The 23509-nt window shown below is 64.8% G+C and carries 19 protein-coding genes; 2 read left to right on the top strand and 17 right to left on the bottom strand.

Annotation, left to right across the window (positions count from 1 at the left end):
* Positions 1-597: 597 nt before the first annotated feature.
* Both AC3IT0_RS02920 and AC3IT0_RS02915 read right to left on the bottom strand, forming a co-directional pair.
* Positions 598-1887 (bottom strand): adenylosuccinate synthase, encoded by a 1290-nt coding sequence (locus AC3IT0_RS02920; RefSeq protein WP_058932815.1) that lies wholly within the window; start codon positions 1885-1887, stop codon positions 598-600.
* 243 nt (positions 1888-2130) lie between these two features.
* Entirely contained in the window at positions 2131-3195 is a 1065-nt protein-coding gene (locus AC3IT0_RS02915) for a M14 family zinc carboxypeptidase (RefSeq protein WP_489322312.1), read from the bottom strand.
* A 308-nt stretch (positions 3196-3503) separates the two neighbouring features.
* On the opposite strand from AC3IT0_RS02915, the gene AC3IT0_RS02910 reads away from it, so the two are divergent.
* Positions 3504-4133 carry a uracil-DNA glycosylase family protein gene (locus AC3IT0_RS02910; protein WP_489322311.1) on the top strand — a complete coding sequence of 210 codons (630 nt, stop codon included), beginning with the start codon at positions 3504-3506 and terminating at the stop codon, positions 4131-4133.
* Positions 4134-4258: 125 nt separating this feature from the next.
* Here AC3IT0_RS02910 and AC3IT0_RS02905 read toward each other — a convergent pair whose 3' ends face one another.
* The 4 genes from AC3IT0_RS02905 to AC3IT0_RS02890 all read right to left on the bottom strand — a co-directional run bounded on the left by AC3IT0_RS02905 (position 4259) and on the right by AC3IT0_RS02890 (position 7985).
* Positions 4259-4678 carry a DUF3151 domain-containing protein gene (locus tag AC3IT0_RS02905; RefSeq protein ID WP_489322310.1) on the bottom strand — a complete coding sequence of 140 codons (420 nt, stop codon included), beginning with the start codon at positions 4676-4678 and terminating at the stop codon, positions 4259-4261.
* 2 nt (positions 4679-4680) lie between these two features.
* Complete coding sequence (gene fbaA, locus AC3IT0_RS02900) at positions 4681-5700, bottom strand: class II fructose-bisphosphate aldolase (protein WP_489322309.1); 1020 nt, start codon at positions 5698-5700, stop codon at positions 4681-4683.
* A gap of 208 nt (positions 5701-5908) precedes the next feature.
* Positions 5909-7165, bottom strand: a complete 1257-nt coding sequence (locus tag AC3IT0_RS02895) for a lipase family protein (RefSeq protein WP_489322308.1) — start codon at positions 7163-7165, stop codon at positions 5909-5911.
* Between the two features lie 127 nt (positions 7166-7292).
* Positions 7293-7985, bottom strand: a complete 693-nt coding sequence (locus tag AC3IT0_RS02890) for a TrmH family RNA methyltransferase (protein ID WP_489322307.1) — start codon at positions 7983-7985, stop codon at positions 7293-7295.
* Positions 7986-8037: 52 nt separating this feature from the next.
* On the opposite strand from AC3IT0_RS02890, the gene AC3IT0_RS02885 reads away from it, so the two are divergent.
* Positions 8038-8868 carry an HAD-IIA family hydrolase gene (locus AC3IT0_RS02885; RefSeq protein ID WP_489322306.1) on the top strand — a complete coding sequence of 277 codons (831 nt, stop codon included), beginning with the start codon at positions 8038-8040 and terminating at the stop codon, positions 8866-8868.
* Here AC3IT0_RS02885 and AC3IT0_RS02880 read toward each other — a convergent pair.
* From AC3IT0_RS02880 to AC3IT0_RS02830, 11 genes are all read right to left on the bottom strand, one after another.
* Complete coding sequence (locus AC3IT0_RS02880) at positions 8865-9905, bottom strand: alpha/beta fold hydrolase (protein WP_489322305.1); 1041 nt, start codon at positions 9903-9905, stop codon at positions 8865-8867. The genes AC3IT0_RS02885 and AC3IT0_RS02880 overlap by 4 nt on opposite strands.
* 70 nt (positions 9906-9975) lie before the next feature.
* Positions 9976-10560, bottom strand: a complete 585-nt coding sequence (pyrE, locus tag AC3IT0_RS02875) for an orotate phosphoribosyltransferase (RefSeq protein ID WP_489322304.1) — start codon at positions 10558-10560, stop codon at positions 9976-9978.
* Positions 10557-11885 (bottom strand): FAD-dependent oxidoreductase, encoded by a 1329-nt coding sequence (locus AC3IT0_RS02870; RefSeq protein ID WP_489322303.1) that lies wholly within the window; start codon positions 11883-11885, stop codon positions 10557-10559. The genes pyrE and AC3IT0_RS02870 overlap by 4 nt, the downstream gene beginning before the upstream one ends.
* Before the next feature lie 132 nt (positions 11886-12017).
* Positions 12018-14288, bottom strand: a complete 2271-nt coding sequence (locus AC3IT0_RS02865) for a gluconokinase, GntK/IdnK-type (RefSeq protein WP_489323895.1) — start codon at positions 14286-14288, stop codon at positions 12018-12020.
* A gap of 56 nt (positions 14289-14344) precedes the next feature.
* On the bottom strand, positions 14345-15574 hold the full coding sequence (gene manD / locus AC3IT0_RS02860) for a D-mannonate dehydratase ManD (RefSeq protein WP_108600586.1): 1230 nt from the start codon (positions 15572-15574) through the stop codon (positions 14345-14347).
* 46 nt (positions 15575-15620) lie between these two features.
* The gene (gene uidB / locus AC3IT0_RS02855) at positions 15621-17039 is read right to left on the bottom strand and encodes a glucuronide transporter (protein WP_489322302.1); all 1419 of its coding nucleotides are present in this window, start codon (positions 17037-17039) and stop codon (positions 15621-15623) included.
* Positions 17040-17302: 263 nt separating this feature from the next.
* Positions 17303-18727, bottom strand: coding sequence for a mannitol dehydrogenase family protein (locus tag AC3IT0_RS02850; RefSeq protein WP_489322301.1), 1425 nt, complete (start codon positions 18725-18727; stop codon positions 17303-17305).
* Entirely contained in the window at positions 18724-20130 is a 1407-nt protein-coding gene (uxaC, locus tag AC3IT0_RS02845; RefSeq protein ID WP_489322300.1) for a glucuronate isomerase, read from the bottom strand. The genes AC3IT0_RS02850 and uxaC overlap by 4 nt, the downstream gene beginning before the upstream one ends.
* Positions 20131-20210: 80 nt before the next feature.
* Positions 20211-21275: a LacI family DNA-binding transcriptional regulator gene (locus AC3IT0_RS02840; protein WP_489322299.1), complete on the bottom strand. Its 1065-nt coding sequence runs from the start codon at positions 21273-21275 to the stop codon at positions 20211-20213.
* 92 nt (positions 21276-21367) lie between these two features.
* Positions 21368-22534: a Gfo/Idh/MocA family protein gene (locus AC3IT0_RS02835; protein WP_489322298.1), complete on the bottom strand. Its 1167-nt coding sequence runs from the start codon at positions 22532-22534 to the stop codon at positions 21368-21370.
* Positions 22535-22619: 85 nt separating this feature from the next.
* The gene (locus AC3IT0_RS02830) at positions 22620-23480 is read right to left on the bottom strand and encodes a sugar phosphate isomerase/epimerase family protein (protein ID WP_489322297.1); all 861 of its coding nucleotides are present in this window, start codon (positions 23478-23480) and stop codon (positions 22620-22622) included.
* Positions 23481-23509: the final 29 nt, after the last annotated feature.

Below are 23509 nucleotides of genomic sequence, written 5' to 3'. Positions count from 1 at the left end.
CAGCTAACTTTACCCTCCGGTAACAAAAGAGCCGGGCTGGAACATGATGGGGGACAAGTTCCAGACCGGCGCTTCATAGGGGTAATCGTTCCAGGCGCCGCTGGGGTTACGCTGTCGGACAAAAAACTTTTCAGGGCCGGAACACCGGCCCGGGCTGCCTACGTCCAGCTCGGTGCTGACACCCTCAGGCGCGGTTTTTTGGCGACAACAAAAGTGTGCGCCCTGGTGGCCGGAACGCTCTGGTCACTGCAGTTCGGCTGGAGTTGGACGGAGACTGCCACAGGGGCCGGCTGTGCAACCTTGGAGGCGCCGAGAGATCGGTGACCAGCCCTGTTCCGGCGCCATCAGGCGGAACCTGAGCCGTGAATCCGTATCCAGAAATACTTCAAACTTTCCGGCCATGACGAAAATCCTTCCGGTCGGCGGGGTCCTGCCTGGAGGCGTCTTTGCCACCAGGAATGCGCGGACGCATCGCTGCGTCCCTCTCCCGCGTGTCTGGTGGAACGATCTGTTGATCAGTTCAGCGTGTGCCTCAATCTTGCCGTCCGCGCCTGCAGCCCACCAGGGTGACCCGCCGTCGTCGTGCGTTACAGGCTGTTAGTCGTTGATCAGATCGTGGACCACGATGGTCTGGTCGCGGTCCGGGCCGACGCCGATTGCGGAGAAACGCGTGCCGGAGAGCTTTTCGAGGGCCAGCACGTAGTTGCGGGCGTTCTCGGGGAGGTCCTCCAGGGTGCGGGCACCGGTGATGTCCTCGGTCCAGCCTTCGAAGTACTCAAAGATGGGCACTGCGTGGTGGAACTCGGTCTGGGTCATGGGCATTTCGTCGTGCCGCACACCGTCGACGTCGTAGGCAACGCAGACCGGGATCTGCTCGATGCCGGTGAGGACGTCCAGCTTGGTGACGAAGTAGTCCGTGAAGCCGTTCACGCGGGAAGCGTGGCGGGCCAGGACGGCGTCGTACCAGCCGCAGCGGCGCGGCCGGCCAGTGTTGACGCCGAACTCGCCACCGGTCTTCTGCAGGTACATGCCCATCTCGTCGAACAGTTCGGTGGGGAACGGTCCGGCGCCAACACGGGTGGTGTAGGCCTTGATGATGCCGATGGAGCGGGAGATCCGGGTGGGGCCGATACCCGAGCCAACGGACGCGCCGCCGGCCGTGGGGTTGGAGGAGGTCACAAACGGGTAGGTGCCGTGGTCCACGTCCAGGAACGTGGCCTGGCCGCCTTCCATGAGCACAACCTTGCCCTCGTCCAGGGCGTTGTTGAGGACCAGCGTGCTGTCGATGACCAGCGGGCGCAGGCGCTCGGCGAAGGCCAGGAAGTAGTCCACGATCTCGTCCACCACAATGTCGCGGCGGTTGTAGACCTTGACCAGGAGTTCGTTCTTCTGGCGCAGGGATCCTTCCACCTTCTGGCGGAGGATGGACTCGTCAAAGACGTCCTGGACACGGATACCCAGGCGGGCCACCTTGTCCATGTAGGCCGGGCCGATGCCGCGGCCGGTGGTGCCGATGGCGCGGCTGCCGAGGAAACGCTCGGTGACTTTGTCCAGGACCTGGTGGTACGGCGCCACGAGGTGCGCGTTGGCGGAGATGCGCAGCTTGGACGTGTCCGCGCCACGGGCCTGCAGGCCTTCGATCTCCTGGAACAGGGCCTCAAGGTTCACCACACAGCCGTTGCCGATGATCGGAATCGCGTTGGGGCTCAGAATGCCGGCCGGAAGGAGCTTGAGCTCATACTTCTCACCGCCTACGACGACGGTGTGCCCGGCATTGTTGCCGCCGTTGGGCTTTACGACGTAGTCAACGCGGCCGCCGAGAAGATCGGTGGCCTTGCCTTTTCCTTCGTCGCCCCACTGGGCTCCTACGATCACGATTGCTGGCATGGGATCCTCCCCCATTCGTTCGGGCCGCACAGGTCCGTCCACCGAGATGGCAGACCCGTGTAGCGCCGTTCATGAGAATGCCCCGAAGGCCATAGCCTGGCCGGACCGCTACGGCGGCCAGCCACGCAAGAGTCCGGGGCTCTTACCACCCAAGTTTAGCCGATCACAGACTTTGTCCACTCAATGGGGTGCCCGTGGCCTTCGCGCGCAGCAAAGGACCACGGGCAGACTTCCCGCGAAGTACTACTCGTCGTCAGCTTCCTCACCCGGCCGGGACGCCTGGGTGTCCAGGCTGTCCCAGAAGGAGGTGTCGGCGTCGGCAATCGAACCATCTGCGATGGCCGCCGCAGTGGTGGTCAGCGTGGTCACCGTCTGCTGGATCAGGTAACCGTTGCTGCGGAGCCCGAGGGCGTAGCCGTCCAGATAGTGATCAGACATGCCACGCATTTCGAAGAGCAGGGTGGCGATCCCGTACTCCACTGCGATGCCGTTGCGGCTGATGGTCTCGGCGCTGCCGCCCACATACTTGCCCAAGTGGCCCCAGCCTGTGGAGTCAACGTTGTTGAAGACCACGGCGCCCAACTGCTTGGACTTTTCCACCACAGCCGGATCGGCGTTGGCCGTAGTGGGGTAGAGGATGGACCCGGAGACCAGTTTTCCGTCGCGTTCACTCCGGGTGCCCTGGTGGTGCAGGTCGATCATGTAGTCGATGGTGTACTTGCGCATGACGTTGTTGTGGAGCGCCTGGGTTTCGGGCTGGATCTTGGCCACATGGTCGCGGTTCAGGTCCACCTCTTCGGCGTTGTATCGCGTCATGTGGCGGTCGCCCTTGGCCAGGTAGTCATCCAGCGGGAAGTTCACATCTCCCATCGCGCCGTCGGCGTTGAGCATGGGAACGATGAGGATGTTCACTCCGTCCAGGATGTCCCCCGATTTCCCGGTCCCCAGGTGTTTCACAAATGCCATGGCACCCTCGGTGGTCAGCTGCTCATTGCCGTGCTGCTGGGTCAGGTACAGGATGGTGGGCTTGGCCAGGTCCGAAATGTACTTCACCAGGTGGATGTCCCGGCCTTTGACAGTCTGGCCGATCACCTCCAAATCCATGGCTGGCTGGCGGGCGTCCTGGTCTTTCAGGAAGGAGGCCAGCTCGTCATAGGTTGCCAGTTTGGAGGTGGTTATCTGGCCATTGCCGTCATAGTTGGGGCCTTCGCCCACTGCATGGGCCAACGGTGCCGGCGCGGCGATTGCCGCCAGAACCAGGGCTCCGGATACAGCCACGGTCCTTAAGGTTGCCAGGGTTTTGTTCACGGTACGTTACCTCTTTCGAGTGCATGTAGGGTGCGACCAGCCGCAACGTCCTCGACTGCGGCTGTCACAGAAGCCAACCAAGCTAAACGAAAGCTGTCAATCCACTTGACAAGGTTGTCGGCCTATGCCTTTCGTCACGCAATCCCACCGGACGCGGTCCGCATTTCGCGGGGCTTGCTAAACTGATATAGATCGACCAGGAATCGGTCCACACCACATTTCAAACCACGCCGGAATCGGTGCGCCCATCACGCGCCCATTTTTCGGATTGGCAGCATCGCCGAGCCCCGCAGGAGACATTGCACCATATGACAGCCCTGGCCCCAGAATCCCTCCGTGAACAGCTCCTGAACCGCCGTTACGAGCCCAACGTTGCCGCCGTCAACGAGCTGTGCGATTCCCTGCAGAGCGTCAAGCCCCACACCCAAGTCCCCTACGTTGACCCCATGCACGACGTAGACGAGTGCCGCATCATCAGCCTCTACTCGAACATCGGCGAGGCTGACCCGTCCGGCTTCATCACCGCCGGCGACGAAGACGCCGCCACCCGCATGCTCGGCATCCAGTGGAAGCTGGGCCTGCGCCCCGAGTTCGTGATGCCGTGGAACGTGCACCCCTGGCACACCCCCGGTGAGGTCAACGGCAAGTTCACGCCGGACCAGATTTCCGCCGGCCTCAAGCCGCTGCTGAAGTTCCTCGCCGTGGTCCCCCGCGCCTCGGTGATCGTGGCACACGGCACCGAAGCCAACCGCCTGGCCAACCTGCTGCTGAAGACCGAAGTTCCGCTGCTTTGGCGCCGCGGACTGAAGACCTACAAGGTCCGCTCCCTCAGCGGCCGCGCTTTCGCCGGGACGCCCGCGCGGCAGGAACAGTACCTCGAGGAAATGCGCGTCGTCTACACCGACGCCATGGCCCGCACGGGGCTCGCGAAGGCCTAGCCAACGGATTGCCGGTGGTTGAGCTTGTCGAAATCCAGGTTTCGACGAGCTCAACCAACGGAAAAGTACGACGGCGGGCGGTTACCTTTCCTGAAAAGGTGACCGCCCGCCGTCGTTCTTGTCTGTCAGCCCTCGATGGCTGCCTTGGCTGCCGGGTCCGAGTCGTTGAGGAACTTCTCGATGCGCTCCGGTTCCTCGGCTTCGCCGATGGCCGCGGACGCGCGGCCCAGCGAGTAGAGCGCCCGCAGGAAGCCGCGGTTGGGTTCGTGCTCCCACGGGATGGGGCCCACACCGCGCCAGCCGTTGCGGCGCAGCGAATCCAGCCCGCGGTGGTAGCCCACGCGCGAGTAGGCGTAGGAATCGATGGTGCGGCCCTCGGCCCACGCCTCCTCCGCCAGGACAGCCCACAACAGTGACGATGTGGGGTGCTTCTCCACCAGGTCCAGGGCTTCGGCGCCGGCGTCAAGCTGCTCGTAGACCTCGGTCTCGGCAGGCAGGAGCGTTGGCTCCGGGCCCATCAGGTTCCTGCGGAACTCGTCGGACATGGCTAGAACGTCTTGCCGAGGGAGCCGAGCTGGCGGGCGGCCTCGACGATGCGTGCAGCCATGCCGGCCTCGGCCGAGGCACCCCAGACGCGGGGGTCGTAGGTCTTCTTGTTGCCCATTTCGCCGTCGATCTTCAGCACGCCGTCGTAGTTGGCGAGCATGTGCCCGGCCACCGGACGGGTGAACGCGTACTGCGTGTCGGTGTCGACGTTCATCTTGATGACGCCATAGGAGACAGCGTCCGCGATCTCCTGGTCGGAGGAGCCCGAACCGCCGTGGAACACGAGGTCGAACGGGTTCTCCTTGCCGATCTTGGCACCCACCTCGGCCTGGATCTGCTTGAGCAGCTCCGGGCGCAGCTTCACCCCGCCGGGCTTGTACACGCCGTGGACGTTGCCGAAGGTCAGTGCCGTCATGTAGCGGCCGTTCTCGCCGGTGCCGAGGGCCTCGATGGTGGCGAGGGCGTCTTCGGTAGTGGTGTAGAGCTTCTCGTTGATTTCGTTCTCAACGCCGTCTTCCTCGCCACCAACAGTGCCGATTTCAACCTCGAGGATCATCTTCGCCGCGGCCGAACGCTCCAGCAGCTCACGGGCGATACGCAGATTGTCCTCAAGGGTCTCGTGCGAGCCGTCCCACATGTGCGAGTTGAAGATCGGGTTCCGGCCGGCCTTGACCTCTGCCTCGGAAGCTGCCAGCAGCGGCAGGACAAAGCCGTCCAGCTTGTCCTTGGGGCAGTGGTCCGTGTGCAGGGCGATGTTGACGTTGTAGTTCTTGGCCACTTCACGGGCAAACGCGGCGAAGCCGAGCGAACCGGCAACCATGTCCTTGACCGACGCGCCGGACCAGTACGCTGCGCCACCGGTGGAAACCTGGATGATGCCATCGGACTCAGCCTCGGCGAAACCGCGGATGGCTGCGTTCAGAGTCTGTGACGAGGTCACGTTGACCGCGGGGAAGGCAAAGCCTCCGGCCTTGGCACGGTCGATCATCTCGGAGTAGATCTCTGGGGTTGCAATGGGCATGGTGACTCCTATGCTGAGTTTTCGTCTGTGGGTTGTGACCCTGGAGTAGACCTCTTACGGCTAGCCACCATCCTAGCCATTTCTGTGCATGGGCAGTGTTTCGGGTCACGCAGGCCGGTAACAGTTGCGCTCACACGCGGCACCGGGCTGGCACTTCGCGGCAATGCCGCGCTGGCACTGCCGCGAAGTGCCATCTCGCGCAGGGGGTCTAGCCGTACAACCAGCAGTTGCTCACTGAGGACCGGTCCGCGAAGCGGCGCTCCAGGAAGATGAACGCCTGCGGGATGGCGGCCGCGTAGCCGCCAATGTGGGTGGCCACGGCCGTGACATCCAAATACACCGACGATCCGGCGGCGCACCAGCGCTTGGCCAACTGCCGGCCCTGGTCGTAGGGGATGACGTCATCGAGGACGCTGTGCGAGAGCAGCACGGGGACCTGTGGTGCCCGACCGTTGCCGATTTTCTGCTCGGCGAGGACCGGCTTGACCTCGGGGAGGTCCAGCAGGGAGCTCAGCTTCTGCCCGGACACCGTGAGCTGCGCAGTGTTCAGGAAGCCGCTTGAGGCAATCGACTGCAGCGTGCATTCGTTGTCTGTCGCCGCCAGCTTCGCCCGCCCGGCAGTGTTGAGGTACGGGCTCAGGTCCAGCCCGCCGGCGGCGCTCACGCCCGTCAACGCGTACAGCAGGAACCCGGTGTACAGGCCGCCGTCGAGGTTTCTCCCGACTGCCGGGAGGTCGGCCGGGACGGCCCCCGCGTAGGCGCCTTTGAGGTTCAGCTCCGGGGCGTACTGGGTTGCGAGCTCGACGGCGGCAGCGGAGGCGCCGCCACCCTGCGAGTAACCGGCCAGCGCCACCGGGCCGCCGGGGACGATCTGAGGGTTCCCCAACCGCTGGGCCGCCCGGACGCCGTCGAGCACGGCATGCGCCTGCGATTCGCGTGCCATGTATGTGTGGCTGCCGGCCGTGCCGAGGCCCTCATAGTCGGTCACCGCCACGGAGTAGCCCCGCGCCAGCAGCCCGGCGATGAAGACTCCTTCGTATTCCTCGCCGGCGGCCATGGCCCGGGATGGCGCACACTGGTCGCCCTGCCCCTGGGTCCCGGCGGCGTAGCTGACCAGCGGACGAGGCCCGGAACCGGCCCAGGCGGCCGTCGGTACCAGGACGGTCCCCGTCACGGCGATAGCCGCCCCGGAGCTGTTCACGGAGCGGTACATGATGCGCTGCGCCGAGGCCTTGGCGCGGATGCTCTTGAGTGGATCGACGTAGAAGACCGACGGCTCCGACCGGACCAGATCGCCGTTGTTGGCCGGGAGCGAGGCGGGGATGGTGTAGAAGTCGAGCGGGTTGGCGGTCGTTGCCGGATTCATGGCCGGCGCCGGCGCGGCGTAGGCCACCGCGCCGCCACCGAACGTAAGAACCGCCGCCAGGGCGACGGCCGAACAGACGCGTACAGAAGGATGCTTCATTGAACCTCCAGTCAGTGCCACACTCGCCAATGAGCGTGATCCAAGCCACATGCTACTGGCGGGTAACTTGTGGACCTAGGGATTCGCGAAGATTACCGATAGTTGCATCTCGGATTATCGGCGGGGGTCAGACGCGCTGGCTAAAAACGTGCCGGCGGATCCAGGCGTGCATGGCGATCGCGGCGGCGGAGGCGGCGTTGATGGAGCGGGTGGAGCCGAACTGCTCGATGGACAGGGTGGCGAGGGCCGCCTCGTGGACCTCCGGCGTCAGCCCGGGCCCTTCCTGGCCGAAGACCAGGACACAATCGCGCGGCAGCTCAAACGTTTCCAGCGGCACGGAATCCGGGAAAATGTCGATGCCGATGATCGCGAGCCCCTCCCCCTGCGCCCACGCTACAAAATCCTCCACGGTGGGGTGGTGGCGGACGTGCTGGTAGCGGTCGGTGACCATGGCCCCGCGCCTGTTCCACCGGCGTCGGCCGATGATGTGGACTTCCTTGGCGAGGAACGCGTTGGCGGTGCGCACCACGGTGCCTATGTTGAGGTCGTGCTGCCAGTTTTCGATGGCGATATGGAAGTTGTGCCGCTTGGAATCGAGGTCCGCCACGATCGCGTCGTGCTTCCAGTACCGGTACTGGTCCACGACGTTCCGCCGGTCGCCGTCGGCGAGCAGGTCCGGATCCCAGTGGTCACCTTCCGGCCACGAACCCTCCCAGGGCCCGACGCCGACCTCCGCCTTGGGCTCCGGCGCCTCCTCGGGCGCTGGCTCCTCCGCTGGAATCGGATGAGGTTCGGCTGGGTTTCCGGGCGTTTGTTTCACCCCTCAACACTAGACTGGACCACTGGAGCATTCATCACCGGCGGAGGTTAACGTGGCAGAAGCAGACCAGGTACAGGGTTCACCGGCGGTTTACCGCAGCGGCCAGGAGATCGAATGCTGGCTGACAGACATGGACGGCGTGCTCGTCCACGAAAACCATGCCGTCCCAGGTGCCGCCGAACTGATCCAGCGCTGGGTGGACACGTCCAAGCGGTTCCTGGTGCTGACGAACAACTCGATCTTCACGCCCCGCGACCTGGCCGCCCGGCTGCGTGCCTCCGGGCTGGAGATCCCCGAGGAAAACATCTGGACGTCGGCACTGGCCACCGCCCACTTCCTCAAGGACCAGGTGCGGGGTTCCGGCTCCGGGAACCGCGCCTACACCATCGGCGAGGCAGGGCTGACGACGGCGCTGCACGAGGCGGGCTTCATCCTCACCGACCAGGACCCGGACTATGTGGTGCTCGGCGAGACGCGTACGTACTCCTTCGAGGCCATCACCATGGCAATCCGCCTCATCCTGGCCGGAGCCCGCTTCATTGCCACCAACCCGGACGCCACCGGCCCGTCCAAGGACGGTCCCATGCCCGCAACTGGCGCCATCGCGGCGCTCATCACGAAGGCCACCGGCCGGGAACCGTACATTGTGGGCAAGCCGAATCCCATGATGTTCCGGTCCGCCATGAACCAGATCGATGCGCATTCCGAGACCACGGCCATGATCGGGGACCGGATGGACACCGACATCATCGCCGGCATGGAGGCAGGCCTGCACACGGTCCTGGTCCTCAGCGGCATTACGCAGCGCGAGGACATTGCTGCCTTCCCGTTCCGGCCCAACCAAGTGCTGAACTCCGTGGCCGACCTGAAGAACCAGATCTAAAACACGGTCACCTTCGAGCCGCCGCGGGGCAGCGGGAAAAAGTCGTCCATCAGCCGCTCCACGATGGGCCTGTAAATGAGCGGATTCCAGCCCGGGCTCGCGTGCGCCGGCAGGGCACCGTCCGTTTGCAGGTCCATGGAGACCATGTGGGGATGGAACGCCGCCGACCACGCGTCCTTGGCCGTCTGGTAACGGACCGTGCGGTCTTTCGGGTTGCCGATGTACGCCATCCGCGTGCCGCCGAGCTTGTCCACATACCGGTTCCCGTCGAAGTGGTAGATGTAGGCCGACTCGGACTGGATGAGCACACTGGACGGGGCGATCGGGGACAGCTGCTCCAGGGTCTGGTCCAGGATCTGCCGCCAGGTCCGCTCGTCCTTGTGGATGACGCGCTCCCCCAGTTCGTAGCTGCCGCGGACCACGGACGGGACCCGGAAGCCGCTCTCGTAGAGGAACACCACGCCGTCGAACCAGCTCTCGTCCAGCACGTCGCTCCGGCTGTAGGGGCTGGAGTCCAGCAGGATGAAGTCAACCTCCACGCCGTGGAATTCCCTGAGCCGCGCGGCCACCTGCGTGGCGACCATGCCGCCGAAGCTGTGGCCGTAGAAGAAGAGCTTGGTGAGCTTTTTCGCCCGGACGTGTTCGATGACGGCGATCACCACCGCATCGATGTCCAGCCCTTGGTTGGAATAGCCGACGGCGGCCAGCTGGCCCCGCTTGTTCAGCGAACCACGCATCGCGTTCAGTATCCAGAGCGCCTCTTCCCAGCTGGTCTTGTAGCCGGGGAAGAGGAACCAGCTGGCGTTCGGGTAGTAGGCGTCGGCGAAGTCGTCCGCAACCGGCAGGATCCTGTTGACCCGCCGCTCCGCCTGGACGCGGCGGGTAACCAGCATGTCCGCTGCCAGCAGGGCCGAGGCGCCCGTACCGGCCAGGAACCCGCGGCGCGAAAATCGCTTGAGCGCGGCGGCATTGGCCAGCAGCCGGGCTTGCTGGGCACCAGGCTGTTCCTGCGGATCTGCTTCCCCCCTGTACGGCACACCTCTACCGTAGCCACAGCGGAAGGCGTCGCGGCAACCCCTGCCGTGGCTAACCCCTGGCGCGAACCCGCTAGGAGAGGCCGAGTTCGTCCTTGCCGAAGGCGAACAGATAGGGCACGCCGGTCTCGGCTTCGATTTTTTCCTTGGCACCGGTGTCCCGGTCCACGATGACGGCCACGGCCACCACGTTGCCGCCGGCCTTCCGGACACCCTCTACGGCGGTGAGGGCGGAGCCGCCGGTGGTGGACGTATCTTCCAGCACCAGGACCTTGCGGCCATCAACCGACGGACCCTCAACCTGGCGGCCCATGCCGTAGGACTTCTGGGCCTTGCGGACCACAAACGCGTCCACGGTGCGGCCGGCGTCCACCGCGGCGTGCATCACAGCGGTGCCCACGGGGTCAGCACCCATGGTCAGGCCACCGGCGCACTCAAAGTTGATCCCGGCGTCGTCCGTCAGTGCCAGCATGACCTGGCCCACCAGTTTGGAGGCTTCGTGGTGCAGCGTGATGCGGCGCAGGTCGATGTAGTAGTCGGCCTCGGCACCGCTGGAGAGGATCACCTTGCCGCGGACCACGGCAAGTTCCTTGATCAGTTCCAGCAGGCGGGCACGGGCGGCAGCGGGGTCGGCTGCAAGGTCACTGGGAGAAGTCATGGGTTCAAGTTTAGTGGTTCTGCCGTTGATGACGGCCGCTCCGGGCGCCGTGCGAACGCTGGCGCATGTTCCGGCCTGGGCCCGAAGGCGATCAACCGGGGCAGGAACCGCCGCGCCACCGGCGCATGACGGACCACAAAGAGGATGAGCGGGGGAACTCCGGTCCGCTTCCCCGCGAACAAGGGAACGAACACGGCCCGGTGCATGACACGCTGGACGGCCTGCAGCACAACGGTGGGCATCCGGCGCCGCCGCTGGACAGCAGCCAGATCCTTGACCGGCACCCGGCCCCGGAGCAGGCCCGGCGCCAGTCTGGCTGCTGCCGCGACGGCATCCTGGACGGCAAGGTTGATACCCACTCCTCCGGCCGGGGACATGGCGTGGGCGGCGTCGCCGATGCACAACAGCCCGTCCACGTACCAGCGCCGCAGCCGGTCCAGCCGCACATCCAGCCAGTGCAGGTCCTCAAGCGAATGGATCGAGTCAACGCGGTCCGCGAGGTCAGGACGCAGTCCGGCCACCCGTTCCCTGAACCGCCCCACCCCCTCGGCACGGATCCGCGCGTCCTCCCCCTTGGGGCCGAGGTACCCCATCTGGTAGTAGTCGTCGCGGAACAGGGCAATCATCGCCTCGCGGTCCCTGAACGCCGGAACAATGCCTGCCACCGCCCCTCTCTCCGAAGGATGCCGCGGAAGTTTGAACCACCAGGTGTCGAAGGGAACGGGGTACTGTTTCGGCTGCAGGCCAGCTGCCCGGCGCAGCACGGAATGCCTTCCGTCGGTGGCAACCACGAGATCCGCGTAAAGCTCCCAGTCAGTGCCGGGCCGGGCCGGTCCCGCCCCCGGGGCAGGCGCCCCAATGCCCGGCGCCCCAGAGCCCGCGCGGGTCCGGTAGCGGACACCGGTGACGCGGCCGCCGTCGAACATTAACGACGTTGCTTCATGCTCCATCAGGAGCGTGAAGGTGGGTTCGCGCGCGGCCTCGGTGGCCAGGAAGTTCAGGAAGTCCCACTGCGGCATCATGGCGATGTAGTTGTACGGGGGCTTCAGGGATGCGAAGTCGCCGAGCGTGACCAGGCCGGCGCCCGGAACGGGGATGGCAACGTTGTTCAGCCGGCTCTGCGGAAGGTTCCGGAACTTGCCGCCGAGCCCCAGTTCGTCGATCAGCCTGATGGTGGAGGCGTGCACGGTGTCGCCGCGGAAATCCCGCAGGAAGTCGCCGTGCTTTTCGAGGACCGTGACCTGCACGCCTGCCCGGGCCAGCAGCAGCCCCAGCATCATGCCCGCCGGCCCGCCGCCAACAACAGCGCACCCCGTTCGCTCCATGCACTAACGCTACGCCGCACGGTGACTGGCCGCACCCGCCTGGTTGGGGACGCGCAAACGGTCCGGTGACACAGCAATGGCCTGGTGACACCCGGCTTCGGATGTCACCAGGCCACTTGCTAGACCGTCGGACTAGAGCCGGGTGTCGAAGGAATCGCAGAACACGTTCTCGTTGAACGTCCCGTGGAACTCGGACTTGCCCATGATCTTCTCAATGGTGGCCCGGATGGCCTCCACCGTTCCGGCATGGGCGTGGATGGCGGTCTTGACCATCGGCACGTCAATGAGGTGGTTGGGCTGGTTCAGCGACACAAACACCGTGGGGACCTCGGTGACGTACCACGGGATTTCCGCGCCCATCGGGGTGGACCACTTGATCCGGATGGCCGCTTCCTGGGCAAAGCCCTTGACGTTGGCGAAAACAAACGCGGCGTCATACTTGTCCGCGTAGTCGCCAGTGGCTTCCTCCGAGATGACCGACATGAAGTTCACGCCTTCTTCCCCCGCGGCCTTGCGCTGCGCAGCGGTCTTGAAGACGTGCACTTCGAAGCCTGCCCGCTCCAGTTCCTCCGCCACCACATCCAGGTAGCCCAGCGGATCGGCCATGGTGAAGTCCGATCCGCCGGAGATGCCGTACAGACGGATCCGCTTGTGCGTTTCCGGCCGGATGGGCAGGTTGTGCGCGGTGTCCTTGACCAGGGTGACGGTCTTGTCCGCGATCTCCGCTGCGATGGCGCGGTGCGCCTCGGTGCCGATCACAGCAAGTGCCTCCACCGGAGGAACAAGTTCGCCGGCCGGCTTCAGGTGCAGCCCCAGCGAGGCCTTGAGGGCCAGGATGCGGCGCAGGGCGTCATGCAGGCGCTGCTCGGTGATAACGCCGGACTTGTAGCCGTCCAGCATGTACTGGAAGTCCTCGTCGGCGTTGCGGAAGAACAGGAACATGTCGCAGCCGGCGGCAATCGTCGCAGGAACCAGGTCCTTGCGCTTCATGGCCTGGGTGAGCCCGATCATCTGCGAGGCGTCCGTGAGGATGAGCCCGTTGAAGCCGAGCTCGCCGCGCAGCAGGTCCTGGAGCAGTTCCGGGGCCAGGGTCGCGGGCAGGATGTCCTGGTCCGCGAGGCCCGGGCGGAAGTGCCGGGAAAGCTCCGGCGCGCCGATGTGCCCGATCATGATCGACTGCACGCCGTGCCCGATCATTTCGCGGTACACGTGGCCGTACGTCTTGTTCCACTCCTCGTAGCCGAGCGTGTTGTAGGACGTGACCACGTGCTGGTCGCGCTCGTCCATGCCGTCGCCCGGGAAGTGCTTCATGGCGCAGGCAGTGGGTGATTCACTGATGCCGTCGAAGTACTCCTTGGCCCGCTCCACCACGATGTCCGGCGTGTTGCCGAAGGCGCGGGTGGAGATAACCGTGTTCCGCCAGTTGTAATGGATGTCCACGATCGGGGCGAAGGCCCAGTTGCAGCCCAGGGCAGCGGTTTCAACGCCGGCAACCTGCCCCATCCGGCGTGCGATGGACTTGTCCGGGTGCGAACCTGCCTGCAGGTGCGTGGACACGAACGTGCCGTCGTCGCAGCTTCCGGCGCCACCCATTTCCGGGTTGGACGCCATCAGCAGCGGCACCTTGGACTTCGACTGCGCGTGCCGGATGTGTTCCTGCACGGCAGCGGACGGGCCTGGCCGGTACCGCATGCCGCCCACGTGGAAGTTCTCCAGCACACCATCGAGGTACTCAGGCTCGTAGCTGTTGTTGTGGTTGATGAACAGCTGCCCGATCTTTTCCTCAAGCGTCATCGACTCCAGGGTGGAGTTCACCCAGGTGATCGCTGCGTCATCGAGGTTGAACGGCGCGGCCTGGAGGTCGACGTCGAACTGGCGCCCTGTGGTGCCAGCGGCACCGGAGGCGGAGCTTCCGGCAGCGCCGCTCACCGCAGCTGCGATGCCCGCCAACGCGTCGGCTACAACCTGGTCCACCGCCCCGGCGATGTCCACCACAACGCCGGCCTCATCGGCGTCGAGCGGTTCGAGGGTGGCGAGCTGCGATTCCAGCAGCGTTGCCGGCATGAAGTGCCCGGAGCGGCCTTCCAGACGCGACCCCAGGACTTCCTTGCTGCCGTGCAGGTGCAGGAACACCGTGTCCGGCGCCTGAGCGCGGATGGCGTCGCGGTAGCGGCGGCGAAGTGCCGAGCAGGCCAGGACCAGGCCACCCGTTCCGGCTGCTGCCAGTTTCGAGCCCACCGTGGCGAGCCACGGCCAGCGGTCCTCGTCGGTCAAGGGGATGCCGGCTGCCATCTTGGCGACGTTCGCCACGGGGTGGAGGGAGTCAGCGTCGAGGAACGGAATATCCAGCTCGCGGGCTACGAGGTCACCGATGGTGGTCTTGCCGCAGCCGGAGACGCCCATGACAATGATGCGGGGTCCGGTTGAGCCTCCTGCTGTGGAGGGTGAGGTAGTGGCGGTCACCAGTCGTGGACCGTTCCGTCTACCAGGCGGTTGTACGGCAGGTAAGCCTGCTGGTACGGGTACGCGGCTGCGGCTTCCTCGTTGAACTCGACGCCGATGCCGGGCTTGTCGCCCGGGTGCAGGTAGCCGTCCACGAAGGTCATGGACTGCTCGAAAACCTCGTTGGTCTTGTCGGAATGCTGCATGTACTCCTGGATGCCGTAGTTGTGGATGGCCAGGCCCACGTGCAGCTGGGCGGCGAAGCCCACCGGGGAGATGTCCGTGGGGCCGTGGAAGCCGGACTTGATCTGGTACTGGGCGGCGAAGTCCATGACCTTCTTCAGCGGGGAGATGCCGCCGAAGTGGGTGGAAGCTGCGCGCACGTAGTCGATCAGCTGTTCCTTGATGATGGTCTGGTAGTCGTACACGGTGTTGAAGATTTCACCGATGGCCAGCGGGGTGGTGGTGTGCTGGCGGACCAGGCGCAGGGCCTCCTGGTTTTCGGCCGGGGTGCAGTCTTCGAGCCAGAAGAGGTCGTACGGTTCCAGGGCCTTGCCGAGCTTGGCGGCCTGGATAGGGGTCATGCGGTGGTGTCCGTCGTGCAGCAGCGGCAGTTCGGGACCGAATTCGTTGCGCACGGCTTCGAAGACGGTGGGCAGGTGGCGCAGGTAAGCGCGGGTGTCCCAGTCTTCCTCCACGGGGAAGGCGCCGCGGCCGGCGGGCTCGTAGTCGTAGCGCTCGCCCGAGGCCTGGGCCTGGGCAGCGACGCCGTAGACGGCCTTGATGCCGGGGACGGCTGTCTGGATGCGAACTGACTTGTAGCCGAGTTCCAGGTGCTCACGGACGGAATCGAACAGCGACTCGATGTCAGCGCCGGAAGCGTGGCCGTAGGCGCGCAGGCCGTTGCGTGAAGCACCGCCCAGGAGCTGGTAGACCGGCATGTTGGCCATCTTGCCCTTGATGTCCCACAGGGCCATGTCGACGGCGGCGATCGCGGCCATGGTGACCGGCCCGCGGCGCCAGTAGGAGCTGCGGTACAGGAACTGCCAGGTGTCCTCGATCTTGTGCGGATCCTTGCCGATCAGCAGCTGGGCCACGTGCTCTTTGAGGTAAGCGGCAACGGCCAGTTCGCGGCCGTTCAGCGTGGCGTCACCGATGCCGGTGACTCCGTCGTCCGTAGTGATGCGCAGGGTCACGAAGTTACGTGACGGGCTGGTCACGAAGACTTCAGCGGCAATGATTTTCACGGCAGATCCTTTCGGGGAACTTCTGGTCAGTTGGTGGTGCTGGAAGTTAGTTGCCGGCAGTTTTGCCGGCGCCAACCGGGGTGCCGGCGTCAGCGGTAGTGCTGGCGTCTGCGTCCTCGACGGCTCCCACCGTCTTGGTCCGGCGTTCCTGGATTTCCTTGAGGATTTCCGCGTGCTTGGCATCGGTCAGCGAGTACTTGGTCATTACCAATACCGCAAGGATAGTCAGTACGGCGGGGAGTGCACCGGCGGCAATCTGGATGCCGAACACTGCGTCCGCGGTCTGGGCGACTCCGCCGGACTTGTAACCGCCCAGGGCGAGGGCGTAGGCGGCAAGGGCGCCACCCACAGCCTGGCCGGACTTCCGGGTGAAGGAGAACAGTGCGTAGGTAATGCCCTCGGTGCGGACACCGGTCTTCCACTCGCCGTATTCCACGGTGTCTGCTTCGAGGGCCCACACGACGATGCTCATCGCCAGGACACCGACGAGGCTGAGCACGAGGCCGCTAAAACCGATCATGACCTGGCTGGCCGGGGTGAAAAAGATAACCACGCCGCCGACGACAGTGATCAGGGAAGAGTAGATGTAGATGTTCTTCTTGCCAATGCCGCGGACCAGCTTGGGCATAATCGCAGCCAGGACGAAGGTCAGGACGAGCTGAATGATCGACAGCACGGGGTAGAGGTCCAGCCGGCCGAGGACGTCGCGCAGGTAGTAGAGCTGCACGGAGGTCAGTGCCAGGTAGCCGGAGAGGAAGAAGAAGGAGCTGATGCACAGCATCAGGAGCGGCTTGTTGCCCTTGAGGGTTTCGATGCTCTGCTTGACCGAGACGTTCGGCACGGCACGGTGGACTCGTTCCTTGGCGGTGAGGACGGTGAAGAAGTAGAGGCCCGCGCCAATCACGACGAACACCAGCGTAATGGTGGTGAAGGTTGACTGCAGGTCAGCGCCAGGCTTGATGAGCGGTGCCACGAAGATGCCGAGGGCCGAGCCCACCAGCAGGCCGCCAATCATGCGGGCCGATCCCAGCTTGGCACGCTCTCCCGGATCCTGCGTCATGGCGCCGGCCAGCGAGCCATAGGGGATGTTGACCAGGCTGTAGGCCAGCCCAAGGGCGGCGTAGGTGACGTAGGCGTAAAGCAGGGTTCCGGACTCGCCCAGTTGCGGCACGGAGAACGTTGCCACACTCAGGAGCAGGAGCGGGATGGAGCCGAACATGATGAAGGGACGGAACTTGCCGAAGCGCTTACTGTACGTGCGGTCCACCATGCGCCCGGCGAAAACGTCGGCGAAGGCGTCAAACAGCCTGACGACCAGCAGCAGGGTTCCGGCAGCCGCGGCGGAGATGCCGGCAACGTCCGTGTAGTAAACCAGCAGGAACATGGTTGCGGTGGTGAATGCAAGATTGTTAGCTGCGTCACCGGCCCCATAACCGACGATACTGAGCTTGTTTAGCTTTTTCATGAATTGGGCTCCTTTACCCTTGCCGCCGTGTTGGCCAGCGAAATCTATTGAAATGCTAGGAAGCGGTGAATCCGTGGCGATGCCGGATTCAGCTGAATCCGGCATCCGGCGGGCGTACCGCCTTGTGTTGCTCGTTACCTGTAATGCTAGTCACTTGGCAATAAAATGGCAAGCGGTTGCCAACCATTTCTGTTGAGACTTCATGAAACAGAACTGCCCGGTCCAGGATCCTGGACCGGGCAGTTCGTACAGCAAACAGGCAATTAGCCGTTGCTGGCATCCGCCGTGAACGTTCCAAGCAGGCCGGAAACCAGCTCCACGATGGCGTCGTCCGCTGCGATGGCAGGATCCACCAGCGCCAGGACTGCACGCACGCGTTCCGCGCCTTCGAACTTGTTGGCCGTGGCCACCTCAGCCGCCAGCGGATCGTGGAACGTCTCCGCTGTTGCGCTGAAATCAATCCAGGCCGCGATCATCAGTGCCGCAGCAGCACCCGACCTGCCCTGGGCCCGTTCGGCCAAGAGGACAGGCACGGCGCGCATGCGCAGCTTGGTGCTGCCGTCCATGGCGATCTGGGCCAGGTGGTGGGCAATGCGCGCATTGCTGAAGCGGGCCAGCAGGGCAGCGCGGTACGCCGGGATCTGCAGGTCCTCGTCGCCGGACAGGTTTGCCTCGGCTTCGTCCCAGAAGCTTTCGACGGCGTTCAGGCACTGCGGGTCCGCCAGGGCCTGCGCCACCGTGGTGTGCCCGCGAAGCTGGCCGGCGTAGGCCAGCAGAGAGTGGGCGCCGTTCAGGAGCCACAGCTTGCGGTTCTCGTAGGGCTCGATGTGGTCAACGAAGACGGCACCGGCATCTTCCCAGCGTGGACGGCCGGCCGGGAAGTCGCCGCTGAGTACCCAGTTGGTGAAGGGCTCGGCCACTACGGGCGAGTTGTCGCGGTAGCCGCAGGCGGCCTCGACGGCGGCGATGTCCGCCTCCGTGGTGCGCGGCGTGATGCGGTCCACGGACGTGCTGACAAAGCTGACGTTTTCCTCGACCCAGACAGCGAGCCCGGCGTCCCAGGCCTGCGCCAGTCCCGCCACGGCGTTGCGGGCCACCGTGCCGTTGTTGGCGAGGTTGTCGCAGCAGACGACGGCGAGCGGTCCGGCTCCGGCTGCCCGGCGGGCGGCGAGGCCGAAAACCAGCCGGCCCAGCGGCGTCGACGGGTTTCCGCTGCCGGAAGCCAGCAGCGCAAGGTCGCTGGCGACGTCGGACGCTGTAGTGTCCAGCTGTCCGTCGGCGCCGAGCCGGTATGCCGCTTCGGTGACCGTCAGCGTGACCATGGCGGTGGCAGGAGCCGAAACGAGCTCTGCGAGCCGCTGCACGTCCGCGCCGTCCACGGCTTCAACGATGCTGCCGACGACGGCGAACGTGTCGCCGCTGTCAGCGCGCTCCACGAGCGTGAACAGGCCGTCCTGCTCGGCAAGAGCCAGGGCAGCGTCCGGGCGGCGGCCGGTGAAGCCCGCGATGCCCCAGTCCGCGGCGTCGCTTGCCTGGCTGGTGTACCAGGCCTGGTGCGAGCGGTGGAAGGCGCCGAGTCCGAGGTGGACGATCCGCACCGGCGGCTTGGCGGCAGCCTGCAGGGTCCGGTCCAGCTGGGGAAGGGACCCGGCAGCCTGAGCGGTTGCTTCGTTCTGTTCGATGCTCACAGTTTGAAAACCCTTCGCGGGGAGGAATCGACGGTGTCCACGATGATTTCGTGGGCGCGGTCTTCGCTGACACGGTGCTCGGCAACGAGGCGGGCCAGGAAGGAGGCTTCGATCCGGCGGGACGCATCGTGGCGGGCGGGGATGGAGCAGAAGGCCCTGGTGTCGTCGATGAAACCGGAGGACCGGGAGAACCCGGCCGTTTCGGTAACGGCGGCGCGGAAGCGCAGCATGGCGTCCGGGGCGTCCAGGAACCACCACGGCGCACCCAGGTACACGGAGGGGTAGAAGCCGGCCAGCGGCGCCAGTTCGCGGGAGAACACGGTCTCGTCCAGGGTGAACAGCACCAGGTGGAAGTCCTTGGCCGTGCCGAAGTCCTGCAGCAGGGGCCGGATGGCCTCCGTGTAGTTGGTGGCGACCGGGATGTCGTGGCCGGTGTCGGCTCCGTAGGCCTCGAACGTGGGGGTGTGGTGGTTCCGGAACGAACCCGGGTGGATGGTCATGACCAGTCCGTCCTCTACCGACATACGGCCCATCTGGTACATCATGTGGGCTTCGAAGGTGTTGCGGTCCTCGGCTGTGGCCTTGCCGGCGCGGGCGAGCTCGAAGATCCGCTCGGCTTCGGCGCGGTCCAGCTTCAGTGTCGCCGGGGTGGCCACACCGTGGTCTGCGGAGACTGCGCCATGCTCCACGAAGTAGCGGCGGCGGTTTTCCAGTGCGGTGATGTAACCCGCGTAGCCCGGTGCGCCGTCAGCGGCAGCTTCAAGCAGGCGGTCAACATTGGCGCTCCAGGTGGGGTGCGCGATGTTCAGGTACTGGTCCGGGCGGAAGGTCGGCAGGACGCGGCCGTTGAAGGTGGCGTCCTCGGCAATGGCCTTGTGACTGGCGAGGTTGTCCAGAGGATCGTCCGTGGTGGCCAGGACCTCGATGTTGAAGTCCTTGAAAAGCTGGCGGGGACGGAAGCCCGGCTCCACGAGCTTCGCGGCGATGGCGTCATAGCTGGCGTCGGCTGACATCTCACCCAGATCGGCGCCCAGCTTGAAGACGCTTTCGAACTGGTTGCGCAGCCAGTAGCCGGAGGCGGTGCCTTCGAAGAGCGGCCAGGCATCAACGAACGTGCGCCAGATCTCGCGTGACTCGGGCATGGTGGGACCGCCGGCGCGCAGCTTGTCCAAGGGGGCGCCGTTGGCGTGGATCAGGCGCGTGACGTAGTGGTCCGGGCTGACAAGCAGAGCAGCCGGGTCAGGGAACGGCGTGTTGTGCTCGATGACGGCGGCGTCAACGTGGCCATGCGGGGAAATAATGGGGAGGTCCTGTACACGCGCAAGGAGGTCCCGCGCAATGCTGCGCGTTCCTGGGTCGGCGGGCAGGAGCCTGTCTGGGTTGGCAGCAATCGACTGTGACATAGATCAATAATCTGCCTGGCTGCTCGTTTTGTCAACCGGTTGCCATAAATTGCCAAATGCTGGAATCAGCCCGTCAGGGCTCACTTCGCGGGCAGGATCCTACCGCTGGAACCGCGCAGCACCAGCTCGGTCTCCACGCTCAAAGTACCGGCCTGTTCCCCGCTCCCGTGAAGAAGGTCCAGCAGGCGTGTGGCGGCCGCCTCGCCGCACTCCCCCAGCGGCGAACGCACGGTGGTGAGCGGCGGCGTCGTGAAATCCGCGCCGAAGATGTCGTCAAAGCCGACGATGCTGATGTCGTCCGGCACCACCATGCCGGCGGCCTGGAGCTCCTGCATCAGCCCGATGGCCAGCAGGTCGTTGTACGTCATCACCGCGGTGGCACCGCTGGCGCGGACATCGCGCGCAGTCTGGCGGCCGCCGTCGACCGTTGGTTTGCTGGACTCAAGCCGCACTGCCTCGAGCCGGGACCAGTCGCAAGCTGCCTGCACACCCTCCCAGCGGCGTTCGGACATCCAGGACTGCGGCGGCCCCGCTACGTAGGCGATCCGCTGGTGTCCGTTGGCTGCCATGCTCCGGACCGCCTCGCTGATTCCCTTGTTGACGTCCGGGACGACGCACGGCACGCCTTCGACTTCGCGGTTGATGACCACCACGGGTTTGTCCTGGGCCAGGGCGCGGATGTTGTCATCGTCCATGCGCGGGCTGGCGAGAATAAGGCCGTCCACCGTGGCCATCAGCCGACGGGCGGCAGTCAGTTCGGTTGCCGCGGACTCCGCCGACTCGGCGAGCACAAGGGTGTAGTCCCGGCTGGTTGCGGTGGTTTCTGCGCCGCGGATGATGTCAAAGAAGGTGGGGTTGGTGATGTCCGCGACGATGAGGCCGAACGTGTTGGTCTTGCCCGTGGGAAGGGCGCGCGCGAACGGATTGACCTGGTAGTTCAGCTGGTCGGCCGCATCCTCGATGAGCTTCTGTGTTTTGGGGCTGACCCTGCCCGGCTTGCTGAGGGCCCGGGAAACGGTGGACGCGTTGACGCCGGCCATCTTGGCGATGTCATAGATGGTTGCGTTGGATTTGCCGTCGCGGCCATGCTTTTTGACCGACCCAGCTGATGGGGCTGGCTTGTCCGGCGTTTGGGGTTCAGTCACTGCCCCATCCTAACGATGAACCCACCAAGTAGGTCGCATTTAATGTCGTTATGGGAGCCCTAAACGACATCAAATGCGACCTAGTTGGGTCGTCAGGCGCGCTGGGCGAACTTGCCTTCTTCGGCGATGCGCTTGTTGAGTTCGGCGAGGAACTCGTTCTCGTCGAAGTCCAGGCCAACTTCCTTGCCGGTCCAGGCGGAGAGGTGGATGGCGTTGGCCAGGCGGACGCCGTTGATGCCGTCCGAGCCCGGAGCCAGCAGAGGCGTGCCGTCCAGGATGTTGGCAGCAAAGTTCGCCAGGACACCGGCGTGCTGCGCACCCCAGGCCGACTCGAACTCGATGACCTCGGTGGTGTAGTACTCCTCCGGGTTCAGCTCGCCCATAAAGAGCTTCCGGACATCGTCCATGCCCATGCCGTCGCTGAGTTCGCGCTCAGGCTTGTGCAGGCGCGTCACCGTGGCGGTCTTGCTGCCTTCAACGACGATCTTGCCCTGGTCGCCCAGGATCTCGAAACGGTCGGTACCGGTCAGATCGTGCGTGGCGGTGACAAAAACACCGGTCACGCCGTCGCCGTAATCAACCACCGCAGTCACTTCATCTTCGACGGCGATGTCGCGGCGGAACCCGAAGGAAACCTTGGAGTAGACGGACTTCGGCACGCCACAGATCCACTGCCACAGGTCCAGCTGGTGCGGCGCCTGGTTGACCAGGACGCCACCGCCTTCGCCGCCCCACGTCGCGCGCCATTCGCTGGAGTTGTAGTAGCCCTGGGGACGCCACCAGTTGGTGATGATCCAGTTGCTGCGGCGGATCGCACCGATTTCGCCGTTGTCCACGATCTCTTTGAGCTTCTTGTACAGCGGGTTGTTTCGCTGGTTGAACATAATGCCGAAGGAGAGTTCCGGCTTGCTGGCAGCGAACTCGTTCAGTTCCTTGACCTGCTTGGTGTAGACGCCAGCCGGCTTCTCCACAAGGGCGTGGATGTTGCGCTTGAGCGTCTCGATGCCCATTTCGGGGTGCAGGAAGTGCGGGACGCAGGTCACGACGGCGTCAACGTCGCCGCTTTCCAGCATGGCGATGTAGTCGTCATAGAAGGGAGCGTCCGGGTACGTGGCCGCGGCAAGTTCCTTCTTGGCCGGATCGGTGTCGCAGATGGCGCCGATCACCATGTTGGGGACCATGCCCTCCGTGATGAACTTGGCGTAGGCGCCGCCCTGCTGGCCCAGGCCGATGATGCCGAGACGTACTTTCTTGCTCACAGTTATTTATCCTTCTTCGTTGGTTGAGCTTGTCGAAACCGTGTTATACCGGTGGTTGAGCTTGTCGAAACCAGAATCGGTCCGGTTAGAAGAGCTCGGACTGGCCAAGCGCCACCAGGTTGTCGTAGGAGGTCTGCAGCGCTTCCCAAACCGTACGGCCGTAGAGTTCGTCCTGCTCCACCAGCAGGTACTCGGCGCCGGCAGCCTGCGCGGCCGGAATGATGGAGGCGAAGTCCAGGTTGCCTTCGCCCACTTCGGCGAACTGGACGACGTTCTTGAACTCCTGCATGAAGCCCATGAAGTCCCCGGAATCCAGCAGCCCCATGGCCGACTCCGGCATTTGGCCGATCCGGTAGTCCTTCAGGTGCACCATGGCGGTGCGGCCGGCGTACTTTTCCAGCGTGCGGACCGGGTCCAGTCCGCCGCGCTGTACCCAGTGCACATCGATTTCCATGCCCATGGCCGGGGAGTTCTCGGCGATGATGTCCAGCATGTACTTGCCGTCGAACTTCGCGAACTCGATGTGGTGGTTGTGGTAGTACAGGCCCAGGCCCTGCTCCTGCAGCCGCTCGGCGTATTCGTTGGCCTGCTTGGCGAAGTCGATGACGGCGCCAATGGACGTCATTGCCCCGAACGGCAGCATACCGATCCGCAGCAACTTCGAGTCCAGGCTCTTTGCGTCATCCACGATCTTGTCAAAGTGCTCCGCCAGGGAATCGCCGGGCCGGCCCTTGGGGGTCTCCATCGCCACGGAAAGGGCCGCGATGTCCATGCCCAGCTCGCTGCGGGACCGGTTCAGCTCGGCGACGTTTTCCGGCGTCATCGGGATCTGGGAGATCTCGACGGCGTTGTAGCCGATGTCGCTGACCTTACGCAGCGTTTCGAACGCCCCGATTTCGGTGAAGCTGTCCTTCAGCATCATTGCCTGTACGCCAATTTTGGCCACGTTATTCCTCCATAGTTGTTGCTGTTGAG

This window comes from Pseudarthrobacter sp. KH_020_B, from assembly GCF_057840185.1.
This window is presented reverse-complemented; position numbering and strand designations above follow the sequence as displayed.

Coding starts and splice junctions, on each gene's coding strand:
- pyrE (WP_489322304.1), bottom strand. CDS start 10,560: ATGACTTCTCCCAGTGACCTTGCAGCCGACCCCGCTGCCGCCCGTGCC.
- AC3IT0_RS02865 (WP_489323895.1), bottom strand. CDS start 14,288: ATGGGCGTCTCCGGCTGCGGCAAGACCACCATCGGTGACCTCGTAGCC.
- fbaA (WP_489322309.1), bottom strand. CDS start 5,700: ATGCCCATTGCAACCCCAGAGATCTACTCCGAGATGATCGACCGTGCC.
- AC3IT0_RS02870 (WP_489322303.1), bottom strand. CDS start 11,885: ATGGAGCGAACGGGGTGCGCTGTTGTTGGCGGCGGGCCGGCGGGCATG.
- uxaC (WP_489322300.1), bottom strand. CDS start 20,130: ATGTCACAGTCGATTGCTGCCAACCCAGACAGGCTCCTGCCCGCCGAC.
- AC3IT0_RS02895 (WP_489322308.1), bottom strand. CDS start 7,165: ATGAAGCATCCTTCTGTACGCGTCTGTTCGGCCGTCGCCCTGGCGGCG.
- uidB (WP_489322302.1), bottom strand. CDS start 17,039: ATGAAAAAGCTAAACAAGCTCAGTATCGTCGGTTATGGGGCCGGTGAC.
- AC3IT0_RS02910 (WP_489322311.1), top strand. CDS start 3,504: ATGACAGCCCTGGCCCCAGAATCCCTCCGTGAACAGCTCCTGAACCGC.
- AC3IT0_RS02905 (WP_489322310.1), bottom strand. CDS start 4,678: ATGTCCGACGAGTTCCGCAGGAACCTGATGGGCCCGGAGCCAACGCTC.
- AC3IT0_RS02920 (WP_058932815.1), bottom strand. CDS start 1,887: ATGCCAGCAATCGTGATCGTAGGAGCCCAGTGGGGCGACGAAGGAAAA.